Origin of the sequence: Streptococcus raffinosi (assembly GCF_030284685.1) — a bacterium.
Classification (GTDB): domain Bacteria; phylum Bacillota; class Bacilli; order Lactobacillales; family Streptococcaceae; genus Streptococcus; species Streptococcus raffinosi.
In genome coordinates this window covers 226,317-245,924 of sequence record NZ_JASUZV010000001.1, presented here as the reverse complement: position 1 = coordinate 245,924, position 19,608 = coordinate 226,317, and the positions used below count along the sequence as shown (strand labels likewise).

General features: G+C 37.8%; 20 protein-coding genes and 2 pseudogenes. 13 read left to right on the top strand and 9 right to left on the bottom strand.

Annotated features, from left to right (window positions below; translation table 11 throughout):
* The first annotated feature begins 59 nt into the window (after positions 1-59).
* The 11 genes from QRD39_RS01225 to QRD39_RS01175 all read left to right on the top strand — a co-directional run bounded on the left by QRD39_RS01225 (position 60) and on the right by QRD39_RS01175 (position 8,990).
* Positions 60-1,226 (top strand): hypothetical protein, encoded by a 1,167-nt coding sequence (locus QRD39_RS01225; protein ID WP_285955371.1) that lies wholly within the window; start codon positions 60-62, stop codon positions 1,224-1,226.
* Positions 1,227-1,319: 93 nt separating this feature from the next.
* Positions 1,320-2,162: an aldo/keto reductase gene (locus QRD39_RS01220; protein ID WP_285955370.1), complete on the top strand. Its 843-nt coding sequence runs from the start codon at positions 1,320-1,322 to the stop codon at positions 2,160-2,162.
* A 134-nt stretch (positions 2,163-2,296) separates the two neighbouring features.
* The gene (relB, locus tag QRD39_RS01215; protein WP_143567091.1) at positions 2,297-2,512 is read left to right on the top strand and encodes a type II toxin-antitoxin system RelB family antitoxin; all 216 of its coding nucleotides are present in this window, start codon (positions 2,297-2,299) and stop codon (positions 2,510-2,512) included.
* Positions 2,502-2,756 carry a type II toxin-antitoxin system RelE family toxin gene (locus QRD39_RS01210; protein WP_285955369.1) on the top strand — a complete coding sequence of 85 codons (255 nt, stop codon included), beginning with the start codon at positions 2,502-2,504 and terminating at the stop codon, positions 2,754-2,756. Before relB ends, QRD39_RS01210 begins: the two co-directional genes overlap by 11 nt.
* A 140-nt stretch (positions 2,757-2,896) precedes the next feature.
* Positions 2,897-3,583 (top strand): YoaK family protein, encoded by a 687-nt coding sequence (locus tag QRD39_RS01205; protein WP_285955368.1) that lies wholly within the window; start codon positions 2,897-2,899, stop codon positions 3,581-3,583.
* A 94-nt stretch (positions 3,584-3,677) separates the two neighbouring features.
* Positions 3,678-4,310, top strand: coding sequence for a nitroreductase family protein (locus QRD39_RS01200; RefSeq protein ID WP_002888037.1), 633 nt, complete (start codon positions 3,678-3,680; stop codon positions 4,308-4,310).
* Positions 4,311-4,483: 173 nt separating this feature from the next.
* Positions 4,484-5,776, top strand: a complete 1,293-nt coding sequence (locus tag QRD39_RS01195; RefSeq protein WP_285955367.1) for a PTS transporter subunit EIIC — start codon at positions 4,484-4,486, stop codon at positions 5,774-5,776.
* Positions 5,763-6,626 carry an alpha/beta hydrolase gene (locus QRD39_RS01190; protein ID WP_285955366.1) on the top strand — a complete coding sequence of 288 codons (864 nt, stop codon included), beginning with the start codon at positions 5,763-5,765 and terminating at the stop codon, positions 6,624-6,626. The genes QRD39_RS01195 and QRD39_RS01190 overlap by 14 nt, the downstream gene beginning before the upstream one ends.
* Before the next feature lie 186 nt (positions 6,627-6,812).
* Positions 6,813-7,262 carry an Rrf2 family transcriptional regulator gene (locus QRD39_RS01185; protein ID WP_285955365.1) on the top strand — a complete coding sequence of 150 codons (450 nt, stop codon included), beginning with the start codon at positions 6,813-6,815 and terminating at the stop codon, positions 7,260-7,262.
* Between the two features lie 134 nt (positions 7,263-7,396).
* Positions 7,397-8,257: a VOC family protein gene (locus tag QRD39_RS01180; protein ID WP_285955364.1), complete on the top strand. Its 861-nt coding sequence runs from the start codon at positions 7,397-7,399 to the stop codon at positions 8,255-8,257.
* A gap of 130 nt (positions 8,258-8,387) precedes the next feature.
* Positions 8,388-8,990 carry a nitroreductase family protein gene (locus tag QRD39_RS01175; protein ID WP_285955363.1) on the top strand — a complete coding sequence of 201 codons (603 nt, stop codon included), beginning with the start codon at positions 8,388-8,390 and terminating at the stop codon, positions 8,988-8,990.
* 288 nt (positions 8,991-9,278) lie between these two features.
* Here the strand turns inward: QRD39_RS01175 and QRD39_RS01170 are convergent, their stop codons facing one another.
* From QRD39_RS01170 to QRD39_RS01150, 4 genes are all read right to left on the bottom strand, one after another.
* Entirely contained in the window at positions 9,279-10,496 is a 1,218-nt protein-coding gene (locus QRD39_RS01170) for a tyrosine-type recombinase/integrase (protein ID WP_001291561.1), read from the bottom strand.
* Positions 10,497-10,577: 81 nt separating this feature from the next.
* The gene (locus tag QRD39_RS01165) at positions 10,578-10,781 is read right to left on the bottom strand and encodes an excisionase (RefSeq protein ID WP_000814511.1); all 204 of its coding nucleotides are present in this window, start codon (positions 10,779-10,781) and stop codon (positions 10,578-10,580) included.
* A 460-nt stretch (positions 10,782-11,241) separates the two neighbouring features.
* On the bottom strand, positions 11,242-11,472 hold the full coding sequence (locus QRD39_RS01155; protein WP_000857133.1) for a helix-turn-helix domain-containing protein: 231 nt from the start codon (positions 11,470-11,472) through the stop codon (positions 11,242-11,244).
* Entirely contained in the window at positions 11,469-11,891 is a 423-nt protein-coding gene (locus QRD39_RS01150; RefSeq protein WP_000804885.1) for a sigma-70 family RNA polymerase sigma factor, read from the bottom strand. The genes QRD39_RS01155 and QRD39_RS01150 overlap by 4 nt, the downstream gene beginning before the upstream one ends.
* 503 nt (positions 11,892-12,394) lie before the next feature.
* Between QRD39_RS01150 and QRD39_RS01145 the strand changes: the two are divergent.
* A pseudogene (locus QRD39_RS01145) lies at positions 12,395-12,616 on the top strand (helix-turn-helix domain-containing protein); the annotation flags it as partial.
* Positions 12,617-12,689: 73 nt separating this feature from the next.
* On the opposite strand, the gene QRD39_RS01140 reads toward QRD39_RS01145, so the two are convergent.
* The 5 genes and pseudogenes from QRD39_RS01140 to QRD39_RS01120 all read right to left on the bottom strand — a co-directional run.
* Positions 12,690-15,608, bottom strand: coding sequence for a Tn3 family transposase (locus tag QRD39_RS01140; RefSeq protein ID WP_285955362.1), 2,919 nt, complete (start codon positions 15,606-15,608; stop codon positions 12,690-12,692).
* A 3-nt stretch (positions 15,609-15,611) separates the two neighbouring features.
* The gene (locus QRD39_RS01135) at positions 15,612-16,166 is read right to left on the bottom strand and encodes a recombinase family protein (protein WP_000576156.1); all 555 of its coding nucleotides are present in this window, start codon (positions 16,164-16,166) and stop codon (positions 15,612-15,614) included.
* 354 nt (positions 16,167-16,520) lie between these two features.
* Positions 16,521-17,258, bottom strand: coding sequence for a 23S rRNA (adenine(2058)-N(6))-methyltransferase Erm(B) (erm(B), locus tag QRD39_RS01130; RefSeq protein ID WP_001038790.1), 738 nt, complete (start codon positions 17,256-17,258; stop codon positions 16,521-16,523).
* A gap of 124 nt (positions 17,259-17,382) precedes the next feature.
* Positions 17,383-17,466 (bottom strand): 23S rRNA methyltransferase attenuation leader peptide, encoded by an 84-nt coding sequence (locus tag QRD39_RS01125; protein ID WP_001814874.1) that lies wholly within the window; start codon positions 17,464-17,466, stop codon positions 17,383-17,385.
* A 48-nt stretch (positions 17,467-17,514) separates the two neighbouring features.
* Positions 17,515-17,598 (bottom strand): annotated as a pseudogene (locus QRD39_RS01120) (MLS leader peptide); the annotation flags it as partial.
* Between the two features lie 394 nt (positions 17,599-17,992).
* Here QRD39_RS01120 and QRD39_RS01115 point away from each other — a divergent pair.
* Positions 17,993-19,378, top strand: a complete 1,386-nt coding sequence (locus QRD39_RS01115) for an amino acid permease (protein WP_285955361.1) — start codon at positions 17,993-17,995, stop codon at positions 19,376-19,378.
* The last annotated feature ends 230 nt before the right edge of the window (positions 19,379-19,608 follow it).

Here is a 19,608-nt window from a genome sequence, read left to right as displayed (position 1 = left end):
GTTCTATGAAAACGTGTACAATAGTAGTTAGAGAAATAAATATAGATTGGAGAAGATTGATGACATCATCTTTTGAAGACTTCACAAAAAAAGCAGAAGCATTCTTAGAAGAACATATTACAGAGTATCTCAGTGTGGACATGGCTCTTGAAGATTTTGCAAGACAATACAACCAAGGGCTTTTTGATGAGATCACTTCCCCTGATTCGAAGCAGGAGAGAGCCTGGAAACTCATTGAAGAGGCTTATCATTATTATGAGGACGATCCTTCAAGAAGTCAGGAATTTTTGACAGAAGCTTTAAAACTAGATCCTGAAAATCTTGATGCTAAGCAGATGCTCTTAACTTTTCAAAGTCCACTTGAACATCTAAAAGGCCTAATTGCCTTAGAAAAAGAGCAAAGGTCCAAGTGGGAGCAAGGTCCAAAAATGGGCTGGGCTAATCTTGACGAGCGTCCTTATTTGTCTTTGAAGTATAATCTTGCTAAATTTTATTTAAGCAACAGTATGAACCGGTTTGCTATTAAGGAATTTGAAGAGATTCTAGAGATAGATGTTCAAGATCACATGGGAGTCCGTTACGAATTGATGGCTACCTATTGTAATCTGGAGGAGTTTGATAAGGCAAAAAGCTTTTTCGAATGTGAGCAAATGGAATATCACGAAGAAGATTTGATGATAGTACCTATGATGACCGTCTCTCTAATGACAGGACATATTGAGGATGCAGATTTCTATTTTGATCTTCTCTATGCAAAAAATCCAGAGTTCGAAAATTATTTAAAAATGATTGAACAAGGTGATGAAGAGCGTCTAGTTGCCGAAACGCTTAAAGTCAACCCTATCTTATTTGAAGCCAATAGTATGCAAAGTCTTTTGATGGTTTTTAATCAAGTCGTTGATCTGTCCCAGTCAGAATATTATTTTACTTGGTTAATCGAAAAATATCGTGCAAAACGTCCACAAAGACATGTTGCGAAAAAGAAAAATCCAGAATTGCACAAATTAATTAGAGAATTGGAAAAAAGTATAGAACCGAGTAAAGCCCTCCAAGGTCTTTCAATAAGTGTGGAGCGTATACTTCGTCAACATGGCTTAATAGAATTTAAAGATTTTAAAAAGAAAACGGAAGAGGAAGTAGCAGCGATTAGAGGAGTTGGAAAGGTGAGCATGCAACTCCTTAAAGAAAATGGTGTTGTCTTTAAAAAGAAGCGGAAAAAGAAGTAAGGAACTATTCATCAAACAAGCCGTAGCAAATCTTTGCATTTTTGACTTATCTTTTTTAAGATAGTACTATTAAAAAAAGAAAAGGAGAACAGGATGGAAACTTATACACTTTCAAATGGCGTTACGATTCCTAAAATTGGTTTTGGGACTTGGCAGATTCCAGAAGGGGAAGAAGCTTATAACAGCGTTAGTTTCGCACTTAAGGCGGGTTACACACATATTGATACAGCACAAATCTACGGTAACGAGGTTTCTGTAGGTAAGGCGATTGCTGATAGTGATTTGGCACGTGAGGATATTTTCCTAACAACCAAACTTTGGAATGATAAGCACGATTATGACTTGGCTAAAGCCTCTATCGACGAGTCACTCGAAAGACTAGGTGTGGATTATTTGGATCTGTTGCTCATCCACTGGCCAAATCCAAAGGCTCTTCGTGAGAATGATGAATGGAAGGCTGGTAATGCAGGGGCTTGGAAGGCTATGGAAGAAGCCTACAAAGACGGTAAGGTTCGTGCCATTGGTGTCTCTAACTTTATGCAACATCACCTTGAAGCCCTCCTTGAAACGGCTGAGATTGTTCCACAGGTTAACCAAATTCTCTTGGCTCCAGGTTGTGCTCAAGCAGAGTTGGTTGCCTATTGCCAAGAGCGTGATATTCTTCTTGAAGCCTATAGCCCACTAGGTACTGGCAGCATTTTTGGGAATGAAGATGTTGAAGCAGTGGCTGAACGTAACGGAAAATCTGTTGCTCAAGTTGCCTTACGTTGGAGCCTTCAAAAAGGTTTCTTGCCACTACCTAAGTCATTGACACCAAAAAATATTGAAGCCAACTTGGATATCTTTGACTTTGATTTGTCAGAGGAAGATATGGCAGTCTTGGATAAGATTCAAGGCATCAAAACTCAGGATGACCCCGATTCAGTAGATTTTTAATAGGATTGCAAGCAACTCGTGAGGGTTGCTTTTTTCTTCTGTTTTACGAATAAAAGTGTGAATCTATCATCGAAATTGACAAAATGGAGGAGTGGTAATACAATGTTGTTACAAAAGAGTACGAGGTTAAGGATATGACAACAATTACATTGAAAGTTTCAGAAGCAGATAAGAAGTTCATGCAGGCAATTGCGAAATTTGAAGGGGTATCCTTGTCAGAATTAATTCGTACCAAAACTTTAGAAGCCATTGAGGATGAATACGATGCTAGAGTCGCCGATTTGGCTTTGGCAGAATATGAAGCCTATCTAGAAAACGGTGGGGAGGTGCTAAATTGGGATGACCTATAAGATAGTACCCACCCCTAAATTTGCCAAAAGTTTTAAAAAGTTGGATCCCTTTGTCAGAAAACAAATTAAGGCTTATCTCAATCGCGTGACAGAGAATCCAAGAGCCAAGGGTAAGGCCTTGGTTGCCAATCGCACTGGACAATGGCTCTATCATATTGGTGCCTATCGTGTTATTGTCAATATTCAGGACAATGAACTAATCATACTTGCCCTCGAAGTCGGTCATAGACGTGATATCTATTAGTATCAACACATAGAATATCCTAGGTTCCGTTAATTTTTAATAGGATTGCAAGCAACTCGTGAGGGTTGCTTTTTAGCGTGTTTTTTTAGATTTGCTATAATAAAACTATCATTTTTCTATTTATAGATGGGAGTTACGTAATGGAGTCTCGAAATCTTTTGCCTCAGAATACACGTATGATGGCCAATTTGCTCAGTTTTTCAGGAGGAGCTTTGGATGTCTTTTGTCATATGTATTACCATAGTTTGGTTGCCACTCAGACAGGGAATATTCTCCTGTTAGTTGCTGACTGGCGTAGTAGTAGCATGTACTATAACATGTTGCGATGCTTTTCCATTCTTTTCTTTTCCTTAGGTTTTCTTTTTGGAATGTGGTTTAAAGATCATCGTAAGAATGCCTACTGGCGTGTTTATGGTCTTCTTCCACTTTGTGTGATGACAGCTATCCTGCCTTTTCTACCTTCAAATGCCTTGATTGAGCTCCCGATTATCGCTTTTTCTGCAGGTATCATGATGAAGACTTTTACTGGCAGTCAGATTGAGAATCACCCCTTTGTGATTTTTATGACTTCAGGCAATTATCGAAGGATGCTGACGGCACTTTACTATGTTATTCAGGGGAGCGAGGATCAGAAAGAATATCGTCGCCAGGCGGTCAATTATGGCTTTGTCGTAGGTAGTTTTGTGGTTGGTGCTGTTGTATCAGCTCTTCTAATGCACTTCATTTATATTAAGTCCATCTGGCTAATCACGATTAGCTTGATTACGATTATGGTTTACTATTCATCTGAAGTGAAACGTCTGGGACTCAAGGAGACCAATCTTTAAGGACTTTTGTAGCAATTATTTTTGATAAAAATAGACTTGTGTTATAATCTTGGTTATATTAACTTTTTTTAACCTTAGATAAAGGAGAATTAAGATGCCTGTAGTAAGTAATGATTTTTCAGATATTGTATATAACCGTCGTTCCATTCGTAACTTTGATACTTCTGTCAAGATTCCACGAGAAGAATTGTTGGAAATCTTAGATAAAACTGTGACGGCCCCATCATCAGTGAACATGCAGCCTTGGCGTTTTGTCGTCGTGGATAGTGAGGAAGGCAAGGAAAAATTGGAACCCTTTGTCAGCTACAATGGCTTACAAAATGAGACGTCATCAGCCATGGTTCTCATTTTTGCAGATTTGAAGAGCCAAGAAAGAGCTGAAGAAATCTATGGAAAGGCCGTTGCGCAAGGAAAAATGCCTGAGGAGGTCAAAGAAAAACAACTGTCAAGTATTGTCCCAATGTATGAAAATGCTCCTCGTGAAATGATGAATGAAATTGTCCACATTGATGCTAGTCTGGCTGCCATGCAATTGATGTTGGTCGCTCGTTCTTATGGTTACGATACTAATGCCATTGGTGGCTATAAAAAAGAAGGTCTCGCCAAAGCCTTCGGACTTGACGCTGATCGTCATGTACCAATCTTACTCATTGCCCTTGGTAAGTCCAATGAAGAAGGTTTCGAGTCTGTTCGTTTGAATGCTTCTGATGTGACGACTTTTGCTTAATAAATAATTGACCGTAAGTCTCGAAAGTGGAGGCTTATGGTTTTTGTATGTGGTGACTAAATTCTGAGAGTGTTTGCTTTAACCCATGATTAAGGTAAGTCCTTTTCCTTTGTGCTATAATGATAGTGAATGTTTAATACAGGGCCGAGTGTGGCCTCTTTTAGGAGTCTTTTATGACAAACTATTTGATCCGAAGTTTTCTCTGGTTTCGTGAGCGTGGTTTTGTTCAAATTACGCAGAAAACTTTGGTTTCGCTTTTTCCCTTTTTCCTATTTTCAGGGATTATTCGGGTGATTTCACTATCTGTTTTTTCGGAGATGGGTTATATTAACCAACTTTTTTCAGTTTCTGATTGGCTGCCGGCCTTTAAAACTTCAGGTCAAGTGCTTATTAATCTTTCTAGTTTTCTCGGTGGATTAGCAGGTCCCTTATCGACTTATTTCGCTGGAAAATACACAGCTGGCCACTATGGTAGAAGTACTGGTACGGCTGGTGTGACTTCTCTTTTGGTCAGTTTGATTATAGGATCGCAAGAGTTACTAATGTCTCCACTTAACGATGGCGATTTGACGCGTATCAATTTACCGGCTTCGATTAATATTATGCTGGCTATCTTCGTGGGCTATCTGGTTGGTCAGATCTTCCGATTTTCAAGAGCCAGTGATGACCAAATTGTAGATAAGGACTATATTTATCAGCCTAAGACGGTTCGTCCCATTTTTTTGTCTTTAATTTTGGCAATTGGGCTTAATATTCTATTGGTTATTGGTGAACGGGAAAATATCTTTCAGTCTATTAGACAGTTTACATCGACCATTACCGTCACTGGTAATCATCTTTTCTCAACCTTTATGATGGGATTTTTGAGTACTTTTTCTGCTTGGATTGGGAATAGTCAAGCCTTCGCTCTCAATTCTATAGCTGAAGATAGCTTTGCTTTGGAGAATCTGACTTATGCGGTTTCCCATCATACGACAACAGGGCTTCCCCATCTTTTTACTCTGACAAATCTTTATCACAGTTATGGTTTGGTTGCTGGCGTTGGCTCAGTCTTGGCTCTCTTGGTAGCCCTTCTTTTAACCTCAACCAGTTATAAGGACAAGAAAGTCAGTCTTCTCAGCGTTTTTCCTAGTCTCTTTAATAATGGCGCTCCCTTGATGGTAGGTGTACCAGTTTTGCTTAATCTGGTTTATCTTGTTCCCTTTCTTTTAGCTCCAATGGTCAACATGGGAATAGCAGCAATTGCTTTGGTGCTTCGTCTTATGCCGGCGGCAGTTTATCCTGTACCAGATGGTACCCCTAGCCTGCTCTATGCTTTCATTGGTACTGGTGGTAGCCTTCGTGCCTTGGCTGTTAGTCTGTTTTGTTTTGCGGTTGATGTCGCTATCTTTATTCCTTTCGTAAGACTTTCTAATAAGGTACAACACGTTTTAAAAGAGGAAGGAGAAACTAATGAAGCTCAATAAAAAAATGAAGTTGGTCTTTGTTTTGGTTGCTGTCTTTCTCATCAGCTTAGCGGTGCCTTCTTATAGCTGGACCAAAAAAAATGTCAAGGAAATTGAGACTTTCTACAACTCGAAATTGTCTCCTATTATCATGATTCCGGGGAGTTCCGCTACGGAAAATCGTTTTGATGGTCTGGTACGTAAGCTAAATCAAGACCGTCGTGGGGCTAAGCATAGCCTCCTCAAGGTTAAGGTTTGGAACAATGGGCGTATTACCTTTGAAGGAAAAATCAAAAAAAATGACAATGAACCTATTATTGTTATTGGATTTGAAAATAACAACGACGGCTACAGCAATATCAAAAAACAAGCCAAAATGATGAATCAAGCCTTTGAAGCCCTGCAAAATAAATATAATTTTAATAATTTCAAAGGTCTAGCACATTCAAATGGTGGTTTGATTTATACGGCCTTTATTGAAAATTATCTGGATGACTATGACGTCAAGATTAATTCGCTGATGACCATCGGGACACCTTATAATTTCACTGAAACTAATATCAAAAATAAATCGGTCATGCTGGCGGATTTCATAGCTGCCAAGAAAAATATCCCATCAACCTTACATGTCTATTCGGTAGCAGGGACTATCACCTATGACTCGGACGAGTTGGTTCCTGATGCCAGTGTTTCAGCTGGGAAGTACATCTATCAGAATCAAGCAAAAAGCTATACTGAAATCACTGTTACGGGCGAAGATGCTCAGCACTCGGACTTACCAACCAATGATGAAGTTGTAGAACTTGTCAAACAACATATCGAAGGGCAGGGTGTCCGTAAGAAGCAAAAGACTAAGCTAGAGCCACAGTAAGCCAGCATAGGATGGTTGGCCAGTTCTAGTTATCATTTTTAGAAGTCACAATCAGATAGAGTCTATGATGGCTCTATCTTTTTTAGTCCTAAGATTGATTCAATAAGTTGTTGTAACTTATTGATTTACAACATTCTTTTTGTTATAATCAAGTAAAATAACAAAGAAGAATGAGAGGTCCCTAATATGCAAATTCCAAGTCGCTTTACTATTGCTGTCCATATTTTGACCCTTATAGCACAAAATAAGGGAAATGAAACTAAGCTAACCAGTGATTTAATGGCAGGTAGTGTGGGCGTCAATCCGGTTATTATCCGCAAAACCTTGTCGCAACTTAAGAAAGCAGACTTAATTTCAGTTCAAAGGGGAACAGGTGGGGCCGCATTAGTCAAATCACCGGAGGAGATTAATCTTCTTCAGGTTTATCGTGCGGTGGATAGCATCGGTCCAAGTGGCAAACTCTTTAGTTTTCATGACCATCCTAATCCAGCGTGTCCAGTAGGGCGTAATATCCATGGGATTTTGGATCAGAGCCTAGAAGATGTTCAAGTTGCTATGGAAAAAGAACTGCAAAAGAAAACCCTAGCTGGTATTTTAAAGGATGCCAAGACTCATTGGAAGGAAGCAGGGGCTTGATTTTTAAATATGAGACTCCAAGAAATCGAAAGTTATTCGGTTTCTTTTTTATTCCCAAGATGTAATAATTGACATTACAATAAAACTAAGTATAATAATGTCATAGGAATGATTACAACATAGGAGAAAATCATATGACATACGACTACAATAGCAAGATTTACCTGGCAGAGACGGTACTCAATGTGAAGAACTTAGCACGTCAGACAGCCTTTTATACACAGATTATGGGACTTGATATTTTATCCCAAACGGAAACAGAAGTTGTTTTGGGTGCTGGAAACAAGCCTTTAGTTCACTTAATCCAAACCAATCGTGAAGAAGCGGTCAAGTCAAGTTATGGACTTTACCATATGGCGATTCTGTTGCCATCTCGTGAGAATCTTGCAGATATTTTCAAACATATTGCTGAGCTGGACTATCCATTTGTCGGTGCAGCCGACCACGGTTATAGTGAAGCCCTTTATTTGGAAGACCTTGAAGGCAATGGTATTGAGCTCTATAGAGACAAGCCTGTTGCTGAATGGGATATTCGTGAGGATGGTCGCATCGTTGGTGTAACAGAAGAACTATCAGCTCAAGAAATTTACGAGATGGGGCGCAAGGTTGAGCCTTTTGTGATAGCTAAGGCTACTCGCATGGGGCATATTCATTTATCGGTCAAAGATAGTCACCTATCAACGACTTTCTATCAGGATGTTTTAGAGCTAGCAGATAAGTTTACCATTCCAAGTGCTAGTTGGATTGCTTCAGGAGATTACCACCATCACCTTGCGGTCAACGAGTGGGGCGGAAAAAACTTGTTCAAACGTGATATAGATATGCCGGGTCTTGCTTACTACGTCGTTGAAGTGGCAAACAAGGACGACATGATTGGCATAGCAGAACGTGCTAACAATCGTGGAGCCAAGGTCAAATGGTCATCTACTAATGAGTTAATAGTTGAAGATAATGATGGGATTTTGACACGCGTAAGAAAAAATATTAATAATTAGTGATTTTTTGAGTCGTAACTATTGACATTACATTTAAAATGGCTATAATGGGTATTGTAATCAAAGTTATTACAAAACAACTTAACAATTTTAACAATTAACATTTATCATAAAGAAAGAGAGAATACCTATGACCTACTTTACAGACTTACAAACAAAACGCCGTTCAATCTATGCTTTGGGAAAAGACCTTGAGCTCTCTAACCAAGAATTGATTGAGACCATTCAAGGAGCTGTCCTTAACACACCTACAGCCTTCAACTCACAAACATCACGTGTTGTGATCTTGCTAGATGAAGAATCAGATGCTTTCTGGAATGAAATCGCTTATTCAGAGCTTGAAAAAGTAACGCCAGAAGAAGCCTTTGAGGGAACAAAAGAACGTTTGGCAGGTTTTGCTCAAGCTAAGGGAACAATCCTTTTCTACGAAGACCAAGATGTAGTGAAAGGCCTTCAAGAGCAATTCCCACTTTACGCTGAAAACTTCCCAATTTGGTCAGAGCAAGGTCATGGAATCGCCCTTTATGCGACATGGTTGGCTTTGGCTGAGAAGAATATCGGCATGAACGTACAACACTACAATCCACTTGTGGATGCCCAATTGGCTGAAAAATATGACATCCCAGCTAACTGGAAACTCCGTGCCCAAGCACCATTTGGTCAAATCGTTGCACCAGCAGGAGATAAAGACATCCAAACAGAAGGTCGTTTCAAAGTTTTTGGCGACAAATAATCACTTTAATTTAGTCAGTCAGCTTGCCAGTAGGCTACATACTGACTGAACAAAATCATAATGATAAGACAAAAAAATTAGCAAGATTGAGAAATCTTGTTATTTTTTATAAATAAACAAAGTATAAATTTCTAATTATCTTTTTATATTTTCTTAAATGCTCGTAAAGCCTTATTCTATGTGCTTTCGAGTATTTTTACTGTAGGAAGATACTTCACGTTTCTTTGCATATTTCCTCATGTCTTAGCTGTCAGAAGTGGTAAATAAGTAGTAAATTCATTTGTACTACTAAGCAACAAGACGCTCCTGTTGCTTCTCTTTATTCAAGCGTTTCATTTCTGCCATTGCAGAATCGAATGTTGCATGTGCGTAATAGTTCAGCGTCATGGCTATATTAGCATGTCCCATAATGTACTGTAATGCCTTTGGATTCATTCCTGCATTTGCATAGTTGGTACAGAATGTATGTCGCAAACTATGTGGAGTGATGTGTGGCAATTTATCCTCGTTATACTTATTGTATTTCTTAACAAGACCTTTCATCATGCCGTTGTAATCACTTGCCACTTTTGGATAGTTCTTTCTATTAAGAAAGAGGAAATCACTATATCCATCAATCTCAACACGCTTATCATTCTTTCGATTCGCTAACACTCGCTTAAATGCTTGATAGGCTTCTTCAACCATAGGAACTTGACGTTCGCCACTTTTGGTCTTTGGTGTTTCAATGTAGTACCCAATTTCAGTATCTCTCAATAGCTGATGGTCTATATTGACAAGACGATTCTCAAAATCTAAATCTGGAAGTGTCAAACCACCAAACTCTGAAATACGAAGACCTGTTTTTAAGAGTATCAGAATTTCATCATAATTTTTGCTGTAGGTTTTATCAGCTTTTGCAAAGGCTAACAGTTTTTCTTCCTGTTCTTCTGTTAGTACGGTCTTAGGGACAGTATCATCATCAAGAACTGCTTTCAGTTGAAAGTCAAATGGATTCTTCCGAACACAATCATCTTGTATAGCAATATAGAATGAAGCCTTTAAAGAACGTTTGTAGTTATTGATGGTTTGATAAGCATAACCATTTTCACTCATTCTAATAGCCCATTCTTTAGCGTCTGATGGCTTAATACTGTCAATACTTCTTACACCTAACTTGTCTTTCTTCAAAATATCCATAAGATATTTGCGTCCAGTTTCAGTGTTTTTTCTAACCTTTGGTCTTTGAGCGTTCTGTTTTGCGTAAAGCTGGCAGAGTGTCATTTTCTTTCCTACAACATCAATACCATCATGAATGTCTTTCTGTAACTCTGCGATTTTCTCTCTAAGTGAGATACAATCACGCTTTCCTGCTGGTACTCGGTCTGTAGCCACAAGTTTCCACGAGTAAACAAATTGCGGTTCTCCAAATGAATCTATATATTTGTATAAGTATCTTCCGTCTTTTCGTTGGCTCTCTCCAGTCTTTAAGATTCGACCTTTATTGTCACGTCTTTTTTCTGACATGGCATTTGCTCCTTTCCTTTATGGAAAGAGCCTTGATACGACTTAATACTATTTTATCATATACAAGACCCTTTGGCGACGCTAGATTGCGTCCAATGTATCTATAATTTTTTCAAATTGTTTTCGTTTAATCTGAATACGATTGCCATTCATAATCAGCCAATTTGCATTTTTATTTTCCTCTGCCAAGCGTCGTAGCTTGTTTTCGCCAATACGAAAATATTTTGACGCTTCTTCAATGGTTAGGGTATAACGTTCCCAAATAGGAATGTCAGTCTGCTTCATAAAATCCTCCTTTCCAAATCACTTATTTGGATTTCATAAAAGTTGTTTTACCAGCAATCGAACAGCTTTAGCAAAGCTCACGGGAGTTCCACCCCTGCATGGTTCTCATGTAGCCATACTCATTGCCTGCGACGGTTTTATCACGCTCGGACTATTGACTGTATGGGAGTATCATTATCACGATAAGAATGTCGTTGCAGGCAATCCTGCTAAAGATTGCTTCTCGGATCACTAACATGAATCGCTCGCTATCTTTATAAGATAGGTCATGGCGGTTAGTTCCGTTGGCTCTTTTCTTATCGAAACGTATTCGATTACTTTTATTCAGTTTTCAAAGAACAATGGCTCGTTAGCCTATCAAAACACATTGAAAGCTCAATATGCTTTGGTGGAATAACAAACCTCCCTGTTCGGGAAGCGTGGAATGGTTTAGCACGCTTCCACGAAAGGAGAGAGGATATTACTTAATTTCAAATGACAAAATCTTTGTAATCAGTCTGGTTTCCATTCTTCCACGTAAGACTTCATCAACGACCATACTTTGATTGCCATATTCATCTTTCATAAGTCGTAGGGAACGCTTCGTTATGTACCCTCTGTAATGATGTAGAATCTGGTTAATCGCTTCGGTATCGCCATCTGTTGCCTTTACAATGAGAGGAAAGGGAATCATAGGATATTGTGTTTTCATTCTTCAAATTCCTCCATAAACTTTTTAATTAAGGCTAGTCCACTGGTTCTATGCCGATAGACAGTAGAACGGTTCAATTTCAACAGGTCTGCAATTTCTGAATCGCTCATGTCCATAAAGTAAAACAGCAGTAGAATTTCACGTTTCTTGTCTGGCAACTCACGTAATGCTTCACTCAACAAATCATTTTCAACGCCTACTGATAACCCATTGAGTGTAAAAATCTGAAAGTCAGTTGAATAGTTATCTGTTGTCGCAAACTGGCTAACAAGATAATCGCCAACATCCGAAAAGGACACCTCACGCTTTGCAATCCTTGAAAGATAAAGCATATAATTCTTTCGCTCGTCTTCCATAGCACGTTTACAGATATAGTCAAACTGATTTTCTATTGTGGTCTGAAAAGAAGATGGTTTCATGTTTCTCACCCCCTTTCTGTCTAGGAAAGGAAGTGAGCCTTGCTCGTTTATCTCCTTTCACTCTTAGTCCCAATGTGAAAGGGGGATTTGTTGCATTACTGATAAATAAACTTTGTAAAAAAGTTCTGAATAGCCAAAAAAGCATATAAACAGATTTATTTCTCTGTTTACATGCTTCTGTTATTCTATCTATATGATTTATAAAACCACATTGGTGGACGTACTTATCTATTGCAGATAGACGACTTTTTTTGACAAGAACCCAATGTAAGGAAATTTATTGTATATGATGTACTTCATGGCGACGTTGACCTCCAACAAACCGCCATTTGGAAGTAATATACAATATTTTAACAGCGTAAATAGCACTACCATATAACGGTTTTTTTATTGGCGTTTAGTAGTGCTTTTTATTAAATATAAACCTATAAACCATATAACACGTTTTTCTATACCTGTTTTTAATTCAGTAGGAACAATAAAATGTATAGAGGTGGTCTACTATGCGTAAAAAAGAAGATAAATATGATTTTAGAGCCTTTGGTTTAGCCATTAAAGAAGCTCGATTGAAACGAGGTTTAACTCGTGAACAAGTGGGAGCATTGATTGAAATTGACCCACGGTACTTAACTAATATTGAAAATAAAGGGCAACACCCCAGCATACAAGTTCTTTATGACCTTGTATCGTTACTTCATGTTTCCGTTGATGAATTTTTCTTACCTGGGGTCCCGAGCGCTTAGTGGGAATTTGTATCGATAAGGGGTACAAATTCCCACTAAACCAATGTTTCAAGGCCTATTTATTTTTTATATTCAATTCTCTTAAGTGTTTAGGAATAGATAACAAGTCAAATTTATACTCTCCAAGAAAAGTGATATGCTCCCAATTAATAGGAGATACATGCTTCATATACTTAGTTACTTCGGGATCTATTTTGACGAGATAATTATAAGCTGCTTGTAAGTAGACGGCGTTCCATATACTTATTGCATTTATTAACACATTAAGCGCACTAGCACTTTGAAGTTGTCGGCGAATATCGCGCTCCATAAATTTTCCGCGTCGCCCAAAAAATAGTTCTCTAGCTAAAGCATTAATCGCTTCTGTCTTATTTAGTCCATGAGTGATCCTTCGCCGTAGCTCACTATCTGTAATATAATCTATCATAAAAATGCTCTTTTCAATGCGACCTAGTTCTCTCAGTGCAAGAGCTACTCTATTCTTACGTGCGTATGAGCCTAGCTTTCCTAATAGTAAAGAACTAGATACTTTTCCTGTTTGAATCGAATAGGCGATTCGTTTAATTTCATCATAGTTTTCTTCAATAATTTTTACATTGTTTTTTCCGCTTATATCTTCTGATAAGTTAGGGTAGTAGGAAGGTGATTTGATAGAAAATAATTGTGATTTTTTTATATTTCTGATGCGAGGTTCAAAATCAAAGCCTAGTAATGCGGTCATTCCAAACACCTGATCAGAATACCCATTTGTATCAGTAAAATGTTCCTCAATATCTAGATCTGTTTCATGATAAAGTAGGCCATCAAGGGTATGAGTAGCTTCCCTTGTATTAGTTGAAGCAACCTCGATATGATGAGTCGTATGCCTATCATTTATTGATCGAATCATTGTAGCTCCTTTTTCCATACTTTTGTAATGTGGATTAACATCGGATTTTAGAGCTGAGACGCCCACTGGGACGCGCATTCCGTCTGAAGCAGTGGTTTTTCCTTCACCCCAAAAGTCTGCAACAGGAAGCTTTAACTGATAATTAACCAAAACAGATTGAGCACGAGTCAGAGCTTCTTTATAAAAGCGCCATTGTTTGGCATTGGCTAACTGAGAATAAGAAATTCCAGGAGTTGATTGGGCCATTTTTTCAAGACCAATATTCATCCCTAAACCCAGCAAAGCAGCAAAAATAATTTTTCTTTCTTGTTCACTCGGCGGTTTCCCTGTAGAATCATGACTAAATTCTTGTGAAAAGTTGGTCCAACTGTCCACCTCAATTAAAAGATCACTAAGCCTTATCTTAGGAATTATTGAATAAAGTTTTTTTCTATATATTTCTGCTTCGCTAGGTGTAACTTTTTCCAACTTTTTAAGGTTTGCTCTTGAAATTCTCTTATCAACTGTCGAATAAAATTGAAGCTGTAAATCTAAAATTATTTCCCGATCCTTTAAATAGTCCTCAAACGTGTCTGGAATAGTTTCTGAATCAATACAAGCAGATAAATCAACTAAGTAATCATCAATATTTCGATGGATCATACTTCCTTCAACTGAAATATCTCCTGATCGAATATTGTTCTTTAGCTCGGTGAAAGCTACTAACTCATAGTAAGACCGATCTATTTTCCCCTCTTCTGGCCGAACAAGGCTTTTCCATTTTTTACTCACAAAATCAGTAGAAGTATCTGCCGGTATTTTTCTTTTACCACTATTGTGTAAATCAGTTAGTTGAGTTAGGGCCATGAGGACTGGATTTGCTGCCGGAGTTGCTTTGAACGAAAGGGTCCTCAATAACATTGGCGTGTATCTTCGGAGGTAATTAGCTTTATTTCGAACCATTTCTAAATAGCCATGATTTTTATTACCTGTAATTTTTTTAGCTTCTTCTCCATCTTGTACTAAATCTTCCCAAGGCATGATTCGTTCAATTTCGTCAAAAGGATTACTATCATTATCTTTTGCAAAGTGAAGAGCATCAATTAAAGAAGCATAATGTTCCAATTTTTTAGTAGCCAATTTTCCTTTTTCTTTTAACTGTTCTTGTGAATCACGTGTCCCTTTGCGTTTAATACTTGCTAAAATGCGGTCATTAATCTCAATCAGTTGATCGATCAGATATTGATGATGATTGACTAAAAAAGCAATAAGTAAAGAGTATCTTTTTTCAAGCTCAAAACGGGAGAAGTCATATGCATCATAATTTTCCCCTAGTCTAGCTAGCTGAAGAAACCTGTTCCGATTAATATGGGAGACATTAATTGTCCCGAGTCCCATGGAAGCAATCACTTCCACTTTTTTACAAATACTCATAAAGCTTTCTGGATTTGCCTTACCTGGAATGTCTTTTAGCCAAGCGAGTTTAGTTATTTTCGTCTCTTCATAAATTTGAAACAAACTCTCTAGTTTTTCAATTTGTATATCTGTTAATGAACAGAGTAATATTGAAAATAAGTTGTTTTCTGCTTTATCTCGACAGCGGCTTATAATGTCTTCAAGTGTAGCTATAGATGGAAAAATAATTCTTTTTCGAGTTAAGAAATCAATTGTTTTTTTCATTAGATAGATAGAGTCATCATTTTCTAAAGCTAGTTCAATTAAATATTCTATTAACTGTTTTTGTGTATTAGCACTACCGAATCGATGATAGTTGAATACTTCTAAGATCTCGTTGAAGTGATTTGCACGTGTATTTCTATGATCATATGAATTTAAATCAATTGCATCAAGATGGAGCTGTCGACTCACATAAGAAGTTAGTCTGGTTGATTTAATCGGCCAATTACTTAAAGAACACCCAGGATACCGGGCCAAACAAAGTTGTATCGCAAATCCTAGTTTATTGACCTTTCCACGGTGTTGATTAATAACCTCCAGATCATAATCAGAAAAACTAAAATACGCTTTAAAATCCTCTTCTGATAAGTGGTCTACAGAAAGAAGTTGTTCACGCTGTGAAGTAGTTAAAATTCTTTTCATAGCCATATCTTAAGCATTCCTTTTATTGAGGTAACGGTAAAAGGTTGTTTTGCTTAATTTAGAGGCATCAAGAATTTGACGAATAGAATACTCTTTGCTGTCATACATTTTTAAAGCTAAATCAATTGATAGCTTACCTTTACTTGGACGGCCCCCTTTTTTTCCTCGGACTCTGGCTGCCTTAAGACCAGAGTTAGTTCGTTCAATAATAATATCCCGTTCCAGTTCTGCTAAACTAGCCATAACTCGGAAAAAGAATCTTCCCATAGACGTTGAAGTATCTACGTTATCTTGAATAGATATAAAATTGACACTAAGTTCTTCAAATAATTCAGAAAGTTCAATCAAATGTTTAGTTGATCGTGAAATTCGATCTAACTTGTAAATGACAACAGAATCTCCTTCACGTAGTAGGTTGATCATTTCTTCTAATTGCGGTCGGTCTTTTTTCGCACCAGTTACTTTTTCTTGAAATAATTTATCAATTCCATAATGAGTAAGTGCATCAATTTGTAAACTAAGATTTTGATCATCCGTACTCACTCGAGCATAGCCAAAAATCATAAAAAAACCTCCTTAATTTTATAATTTAAATGTACCATAACTCATTAAGTATAACTATATAGGAACTATGAAAAAGGAACGGATTTTGGTACTTGATTTACTTAAAAAACATTTAGAAAAAGCAGGAAAATGAAAAGGTACCATAAACGGTCGTTTATGGTACCATTCAAATTTATCCTTATTGTACAAAATAACAGCGAAATTTTTAAATCTATTCCTTATCGATACAAATTCCCCGTAGGCGCTAGGGACCTCTTTAGCTCCTTGGAAGCTGTCAGTAGTATACCTAATAATTTATCTACATTCCCTTTAGTAACGTGTAACTTTCCAAATTTACAAAAGCGACTCATAGAATTATTTCCTCCCGTTAAATAATAGATAACTATTAAAAATAGACAATACTTGCTCATAAGTAACGGTACTTAAATTGTTTACTTTGGCGTGTTTCATTGCTTGATGAAACTGATTTTTAGTAAACAGTTGACGATATTCTCGATTGACCCATTTTGAAACAAAGTACGTATATAGCTTCCAATATTTATCTGGAACATCTGTGGTATGGCGGGTAAGTTTTATTAAGACACTGTTTACTTTTGGTTTAGGATGAAAGCATTCCGCTGGCAGCTTAAGCAATTGCTGAATCGAGACTTGAGTGTGCAAGAGCAACCCTAGTGTTCGGTGAATATCCAAGGTACGCTTGTAGAATCCTTCTTCAACAATCAGATAGATGTCAGACGCATGGCTTTCAAAAACCACTTTTTTAATAATTTGTGTGCTTAAATGGTAAGGAATATTCCCAACAATTTTATACCTCTGTTTGTTAGGGAATTGAAACTGTAGAATATCTTGGTGAATTAAAGTGACACGAATGTTCAGTTTTAATTTTTCTGACGATAAGTTGAATAGATGACTGTCTAATTCAATAGACGTTACCTGTTTACTTATTTTAGCCAGTTTCGTCGTTAAATGCCCTTTACCTGTTCCAATTTCGTAAACGGTATCGGTTTCTTTTAAATTCAATTGTTTTATTATTTGGTTGAGTACTTTTTCACTCGTTAAAAAGTTTTGAGAATATTTTATATTTTTGTTCATGTAATCACTCCTGAAGTGATTACATCTATAAATAAATACAGAAGTTAAACGATTTGTTTGTAATTTTAGTTATCTGTTTAAAAAGTCATAAGATTAGTCACTGGTAGGAATTAATCTAACGTATTTATTTATCTGCGTAATCACTGTTTTTAGTCTGTTTCAAAACAGTAGATGTTTTATCTACATTACGCATTTGGAATACCAACATGACGAATCCCTCCTTCTTAATTACAAATTTTTAGCATCTAATTTAACTTCAATTCCTATTATACAAAATTTTAAGATAATGCACTATCAACACACTCTTAAGTTTGCTTCTAAGTCTTATTTCCATAACTTTAGGGTTAACCATACGCAAGACCAATCACTCTCGGACAATACTCATGATTTTAATGATAAAATCCATGTTAAACCCATAGATAAGAAATACACCTGATTCTAACATCTTTCATTAGAAGAATCAAACGCAATTGGCATCCTTTTTATAGCCTTTTCTAAATATTTTAAATATTTAGAAATCTGCTAAAACAGTAGAAGAAATGGGCGACTAGATCAAGATTTTGAGCAGGTGGTTTTTGATAGGTATAGGCAATACATTAGAAAATCATTTTTACGAAATCCTAATCTTGAACATGCTTTTTAATAATAGGAGTATAAAAATACAGAAATAGGTCTTTTTTTGGCCTGGAATATGGTATAATAGTGCGGTATTTCTCAAAAATTGGAGTATAAAAATGAGTATTTTTCGTAAAAAGGATGTCGGTCTCGCTCAAACCGAGATGAAACGGCATCTGACCCTCAGGGATGTCGTCCTCTTGGGAATTGGTGCCATGGTGGGAACAGGAATCTTTACGATTACTGGTACCGCAGCATCAACCTTGGCAGGTCCTGCCCTGATTATTTCGGTTTTGATTTCAGCCGTTTGTGTGGGTATGTCAGCTATTTTCTTTGCTGAGTTTGCCTCACGTTACCCATCAGCTGGCGGTGTTTATGGTTATCTCTACGCCTCTTGGGGCGAGTACCCTGCTTGGATGGGGGGGTGGCTTACAATGATCGTTTTCATGAATGCCGTGTCCAGTGTTGCCTCTGGTTGGGGAGCCTACCTCAAGGGACTCCTGGCAAGCTTTGGTCTACAGCTTCCTCAAGCTATCAGTGGCCCTTTTAATCCGAGTCAAGGAACTTATATTGACCTCTTGCCAGTCTTGGTTTTGGTACTAGTGACGGCTCTCCTCCTCTTGGATTCCAAACAAGCCCTTCGTTTGAACTCGCTCTTAGTGGTGCTTAAGTTTTCTGCTTTGGCGGTCTTCATCCTAGTTGGTCTCTTCCATCTGAATCCAAGCAATTGGGCTAACTTCGCACCATTTGGCTTTGGTCAAATCTATGGTGGTAAGACGGGGATTATGGCGGGGGCTTCTCTCATGTTCTTTGGTTTTCTTGGTTTTGAATCTATCTCTATGACAGTAGATGAGATTAAGGAACCCCAAAAGAATGTTCCTCGAGGCATTGTTCTCGCCTTGATTATCGTCGCTGCACTTTATGCAGTGGTTTCGCTAGTCTTGACGGGAGCGGTTCACTATACCAAGTTAAATGTTGACGATGCCGTAGCTTATGCCCTTCGTTATATTGGTGTGCCTTGGGCTGCCAATTATGTATCGGTGGTTGCCATTATGACCTTGATTACCGTATGTATTTCCATGGCCTATGCCCTTAGCCGTATGGTTTATAGCTTGGCGCGTGATGGTTTCCTTCCACAAACCTTCCAAAAGGTTTCAAAGACCCATAAGGTTCCACATCATGCGACACTTTTGACTGGTATTCTTTCAGCCATTTCAGCAGGACTCTTCTCTTTGGCTAATATGGCCTCCTTGGTTAACATTGCGACCTTGGCTTACCTGGTTCTCTTGGCTATTGCCCTCATCATTCTTCGTAAGGACAAGGGCTTGCCGCAGAAGGATGAGTTTAAGGTCCCATTTGTTCCGGTCTTGCCAATTATCTCAATTATCGTCTGTCTCTCCTTTATGAGTCAGTATAGTTGGCAAACCTGGTTAGCCTTTGGCATAGCAGTGCTAATCGGTTCAGCTATTTATGCCTTTTACGGTTACAAACATTCTAATTATTAAGATGAAAACGCTGGGTCAGACGGCCTAGCGTTTTTTGATAAAATGAAGAGAGACAATACAGAAGTACAAATATGAAAGCTTACCAAATGTGGTAATCCTACAAGGAAGGCCTTGGAGACTGAAGCTTATCCTATTGGTAAGAGCTCCATGAAGACCTCTTTAGCAAATGCCTGCATGAGACAGGAATGACCTTCAGTGATGAAAGGTTAATTGTTTCAGTAGAAGTTAGA

What these genes read in the sequence shown, in the direction of transcription:
- QRD39_RS01225 (WP_285955371.1), top strand. Translation starts at nt 60, where the DNA reads ATGACATCATCTTTTGAAGACTTCACAAAAAAAGCAGAAGCATTCTTA.
- QRD39_RS01220 (WP_285955370.1), top strand. Translation starts at nt 1,320, where the DNA reads ATGGAAACTTATACACTTTCAAATGGCGTTACGATTCCTAAAATTGGT.
- relB (WP_143567091.1), top strand. Translation starts at nt 2,297, where the DNA reads ATGACAACAATTACATTGAAAGTTTCAGAAGCAGATAAGAAGTTCATG.
- QRD39_RS01210 (WP_285955369.1), top strand. Translation starts at nt 2,502, where the DNA reads ATGACCTATAAGATAGTACCCACCCCTAAATTTGCCAAAAGTTTTAAA.
- QRD39_RS01205 (WP_285955368.1), top strand. Translation starts at nt 2,897, where the DNA reads ATGGAGTCTCGAAATCTTTTGCCTCAGAATACACGTATGATGGCCAAT.
- QRD39_RS01200 (WP_002888037.1), top strand. Translation starts at nt 3,678, where the DNA reads ATGCCTGTAGTAAGTAATGATTTTTCAGATATTGTATATAACCGTCGT.
- QRD39_RS01195 (WP_285955367.1), top strand. Translation starts at nt 4,484, where the DNA reads ATGACAAACTATTTGATCCGAAGTTTTCTCTGGTTTCGTGAGCGTGGT.
- QRD39_RS01190 (WP_285955366.1), top strand. Translation starts at nt 5,763, where the DNA reads ATGAAGCTCAATAAAAAAATGAAGTTGGTCTTTGTTTTGGTTGCTGTC.
- QRD39_RS01185 (WP_285955365.1), top strand. Translation starts at nt 6,813, where the DNA reads ATGCAAATTCCAAGTCGCTTTACTATTGCTGTCCATATTTTGACCCTT.
- QRD39_RS01180 (WP_285955364.1), top strand. Translation starts at nt 7,397, where the DNA reads ATGACATACGACTACAATAGCAAGATTTACCTGGCAGAGACGGTACTC.
- QRD39_RS01175 (WP_285955363.1), top strand. Translation starts at nt 8,388, where the DNA reads ATGACCTACTTTACAGACTTACAAACAAAACGCCGTTCAATCTATGCT.
- QRD39_RS01170 (WP_001291561.1), bottom strand. Translation starts at nt 10,496, where the DNA reads ATGTCAGAAAAAAGACGTGACAATAAAGGTCGAATCTTAAAGACTGGA.
- QRD39_RS01165 (WP_000814511.1), bottom strand. Translation starts at nt 10,781, where the DNA reads ATGAAGCAGACTGACATTCCTATTTGGGAACGTTATACCCTAACCATT.
- QRD39_RS01155 (WP_000857133.1), bottom strand. Translation starts at nt 11,472, where the DNA reads ATGAAAACACAATATCCTATGATTCCCTTTCCTCTCATTGTAAAGGCA.
- QRD39_RS01150 (WP_000804885.1), bottom strand. Translation starts at nt 11,891, where the DNA reads ATGAAACCATCTTCTTTTCAGACCACAATAGAAAATCAGTTTGACTAT.
- QRD39_RS01140 (WP_285955362.1), bottom strand. Translation starts at nt 15,608, where the DNA reads ATGGCTATGAAAAGAATTTTAACTACTTCACAGCGTGAACAACTTCTT.
- QRD39_RS01135 (WP_000576156.1), bottom strand. Translation starts at nt 16,166, where the DNA reads ATGATTTTTGGCTATGCTCGAGTGAGTACGGATGATCAAAATCTTAGT.
- QRD39_RS01125 (WP_001814874.1), bottom strand. Translation starts at nt 17,466, where the DNA reads ATGTTGGTATTCCAAATGCGTAATGTAGATAAAACATCTACTGTTTTG.
- QRD39_RS01115 (WP_285955361.1), top strand. Translation starts at nt 17,993, where the DNA reads ATGAGTATTTTTCGTAAAAAGGATGTCGGTCTCGCTCAAACCGAGATG.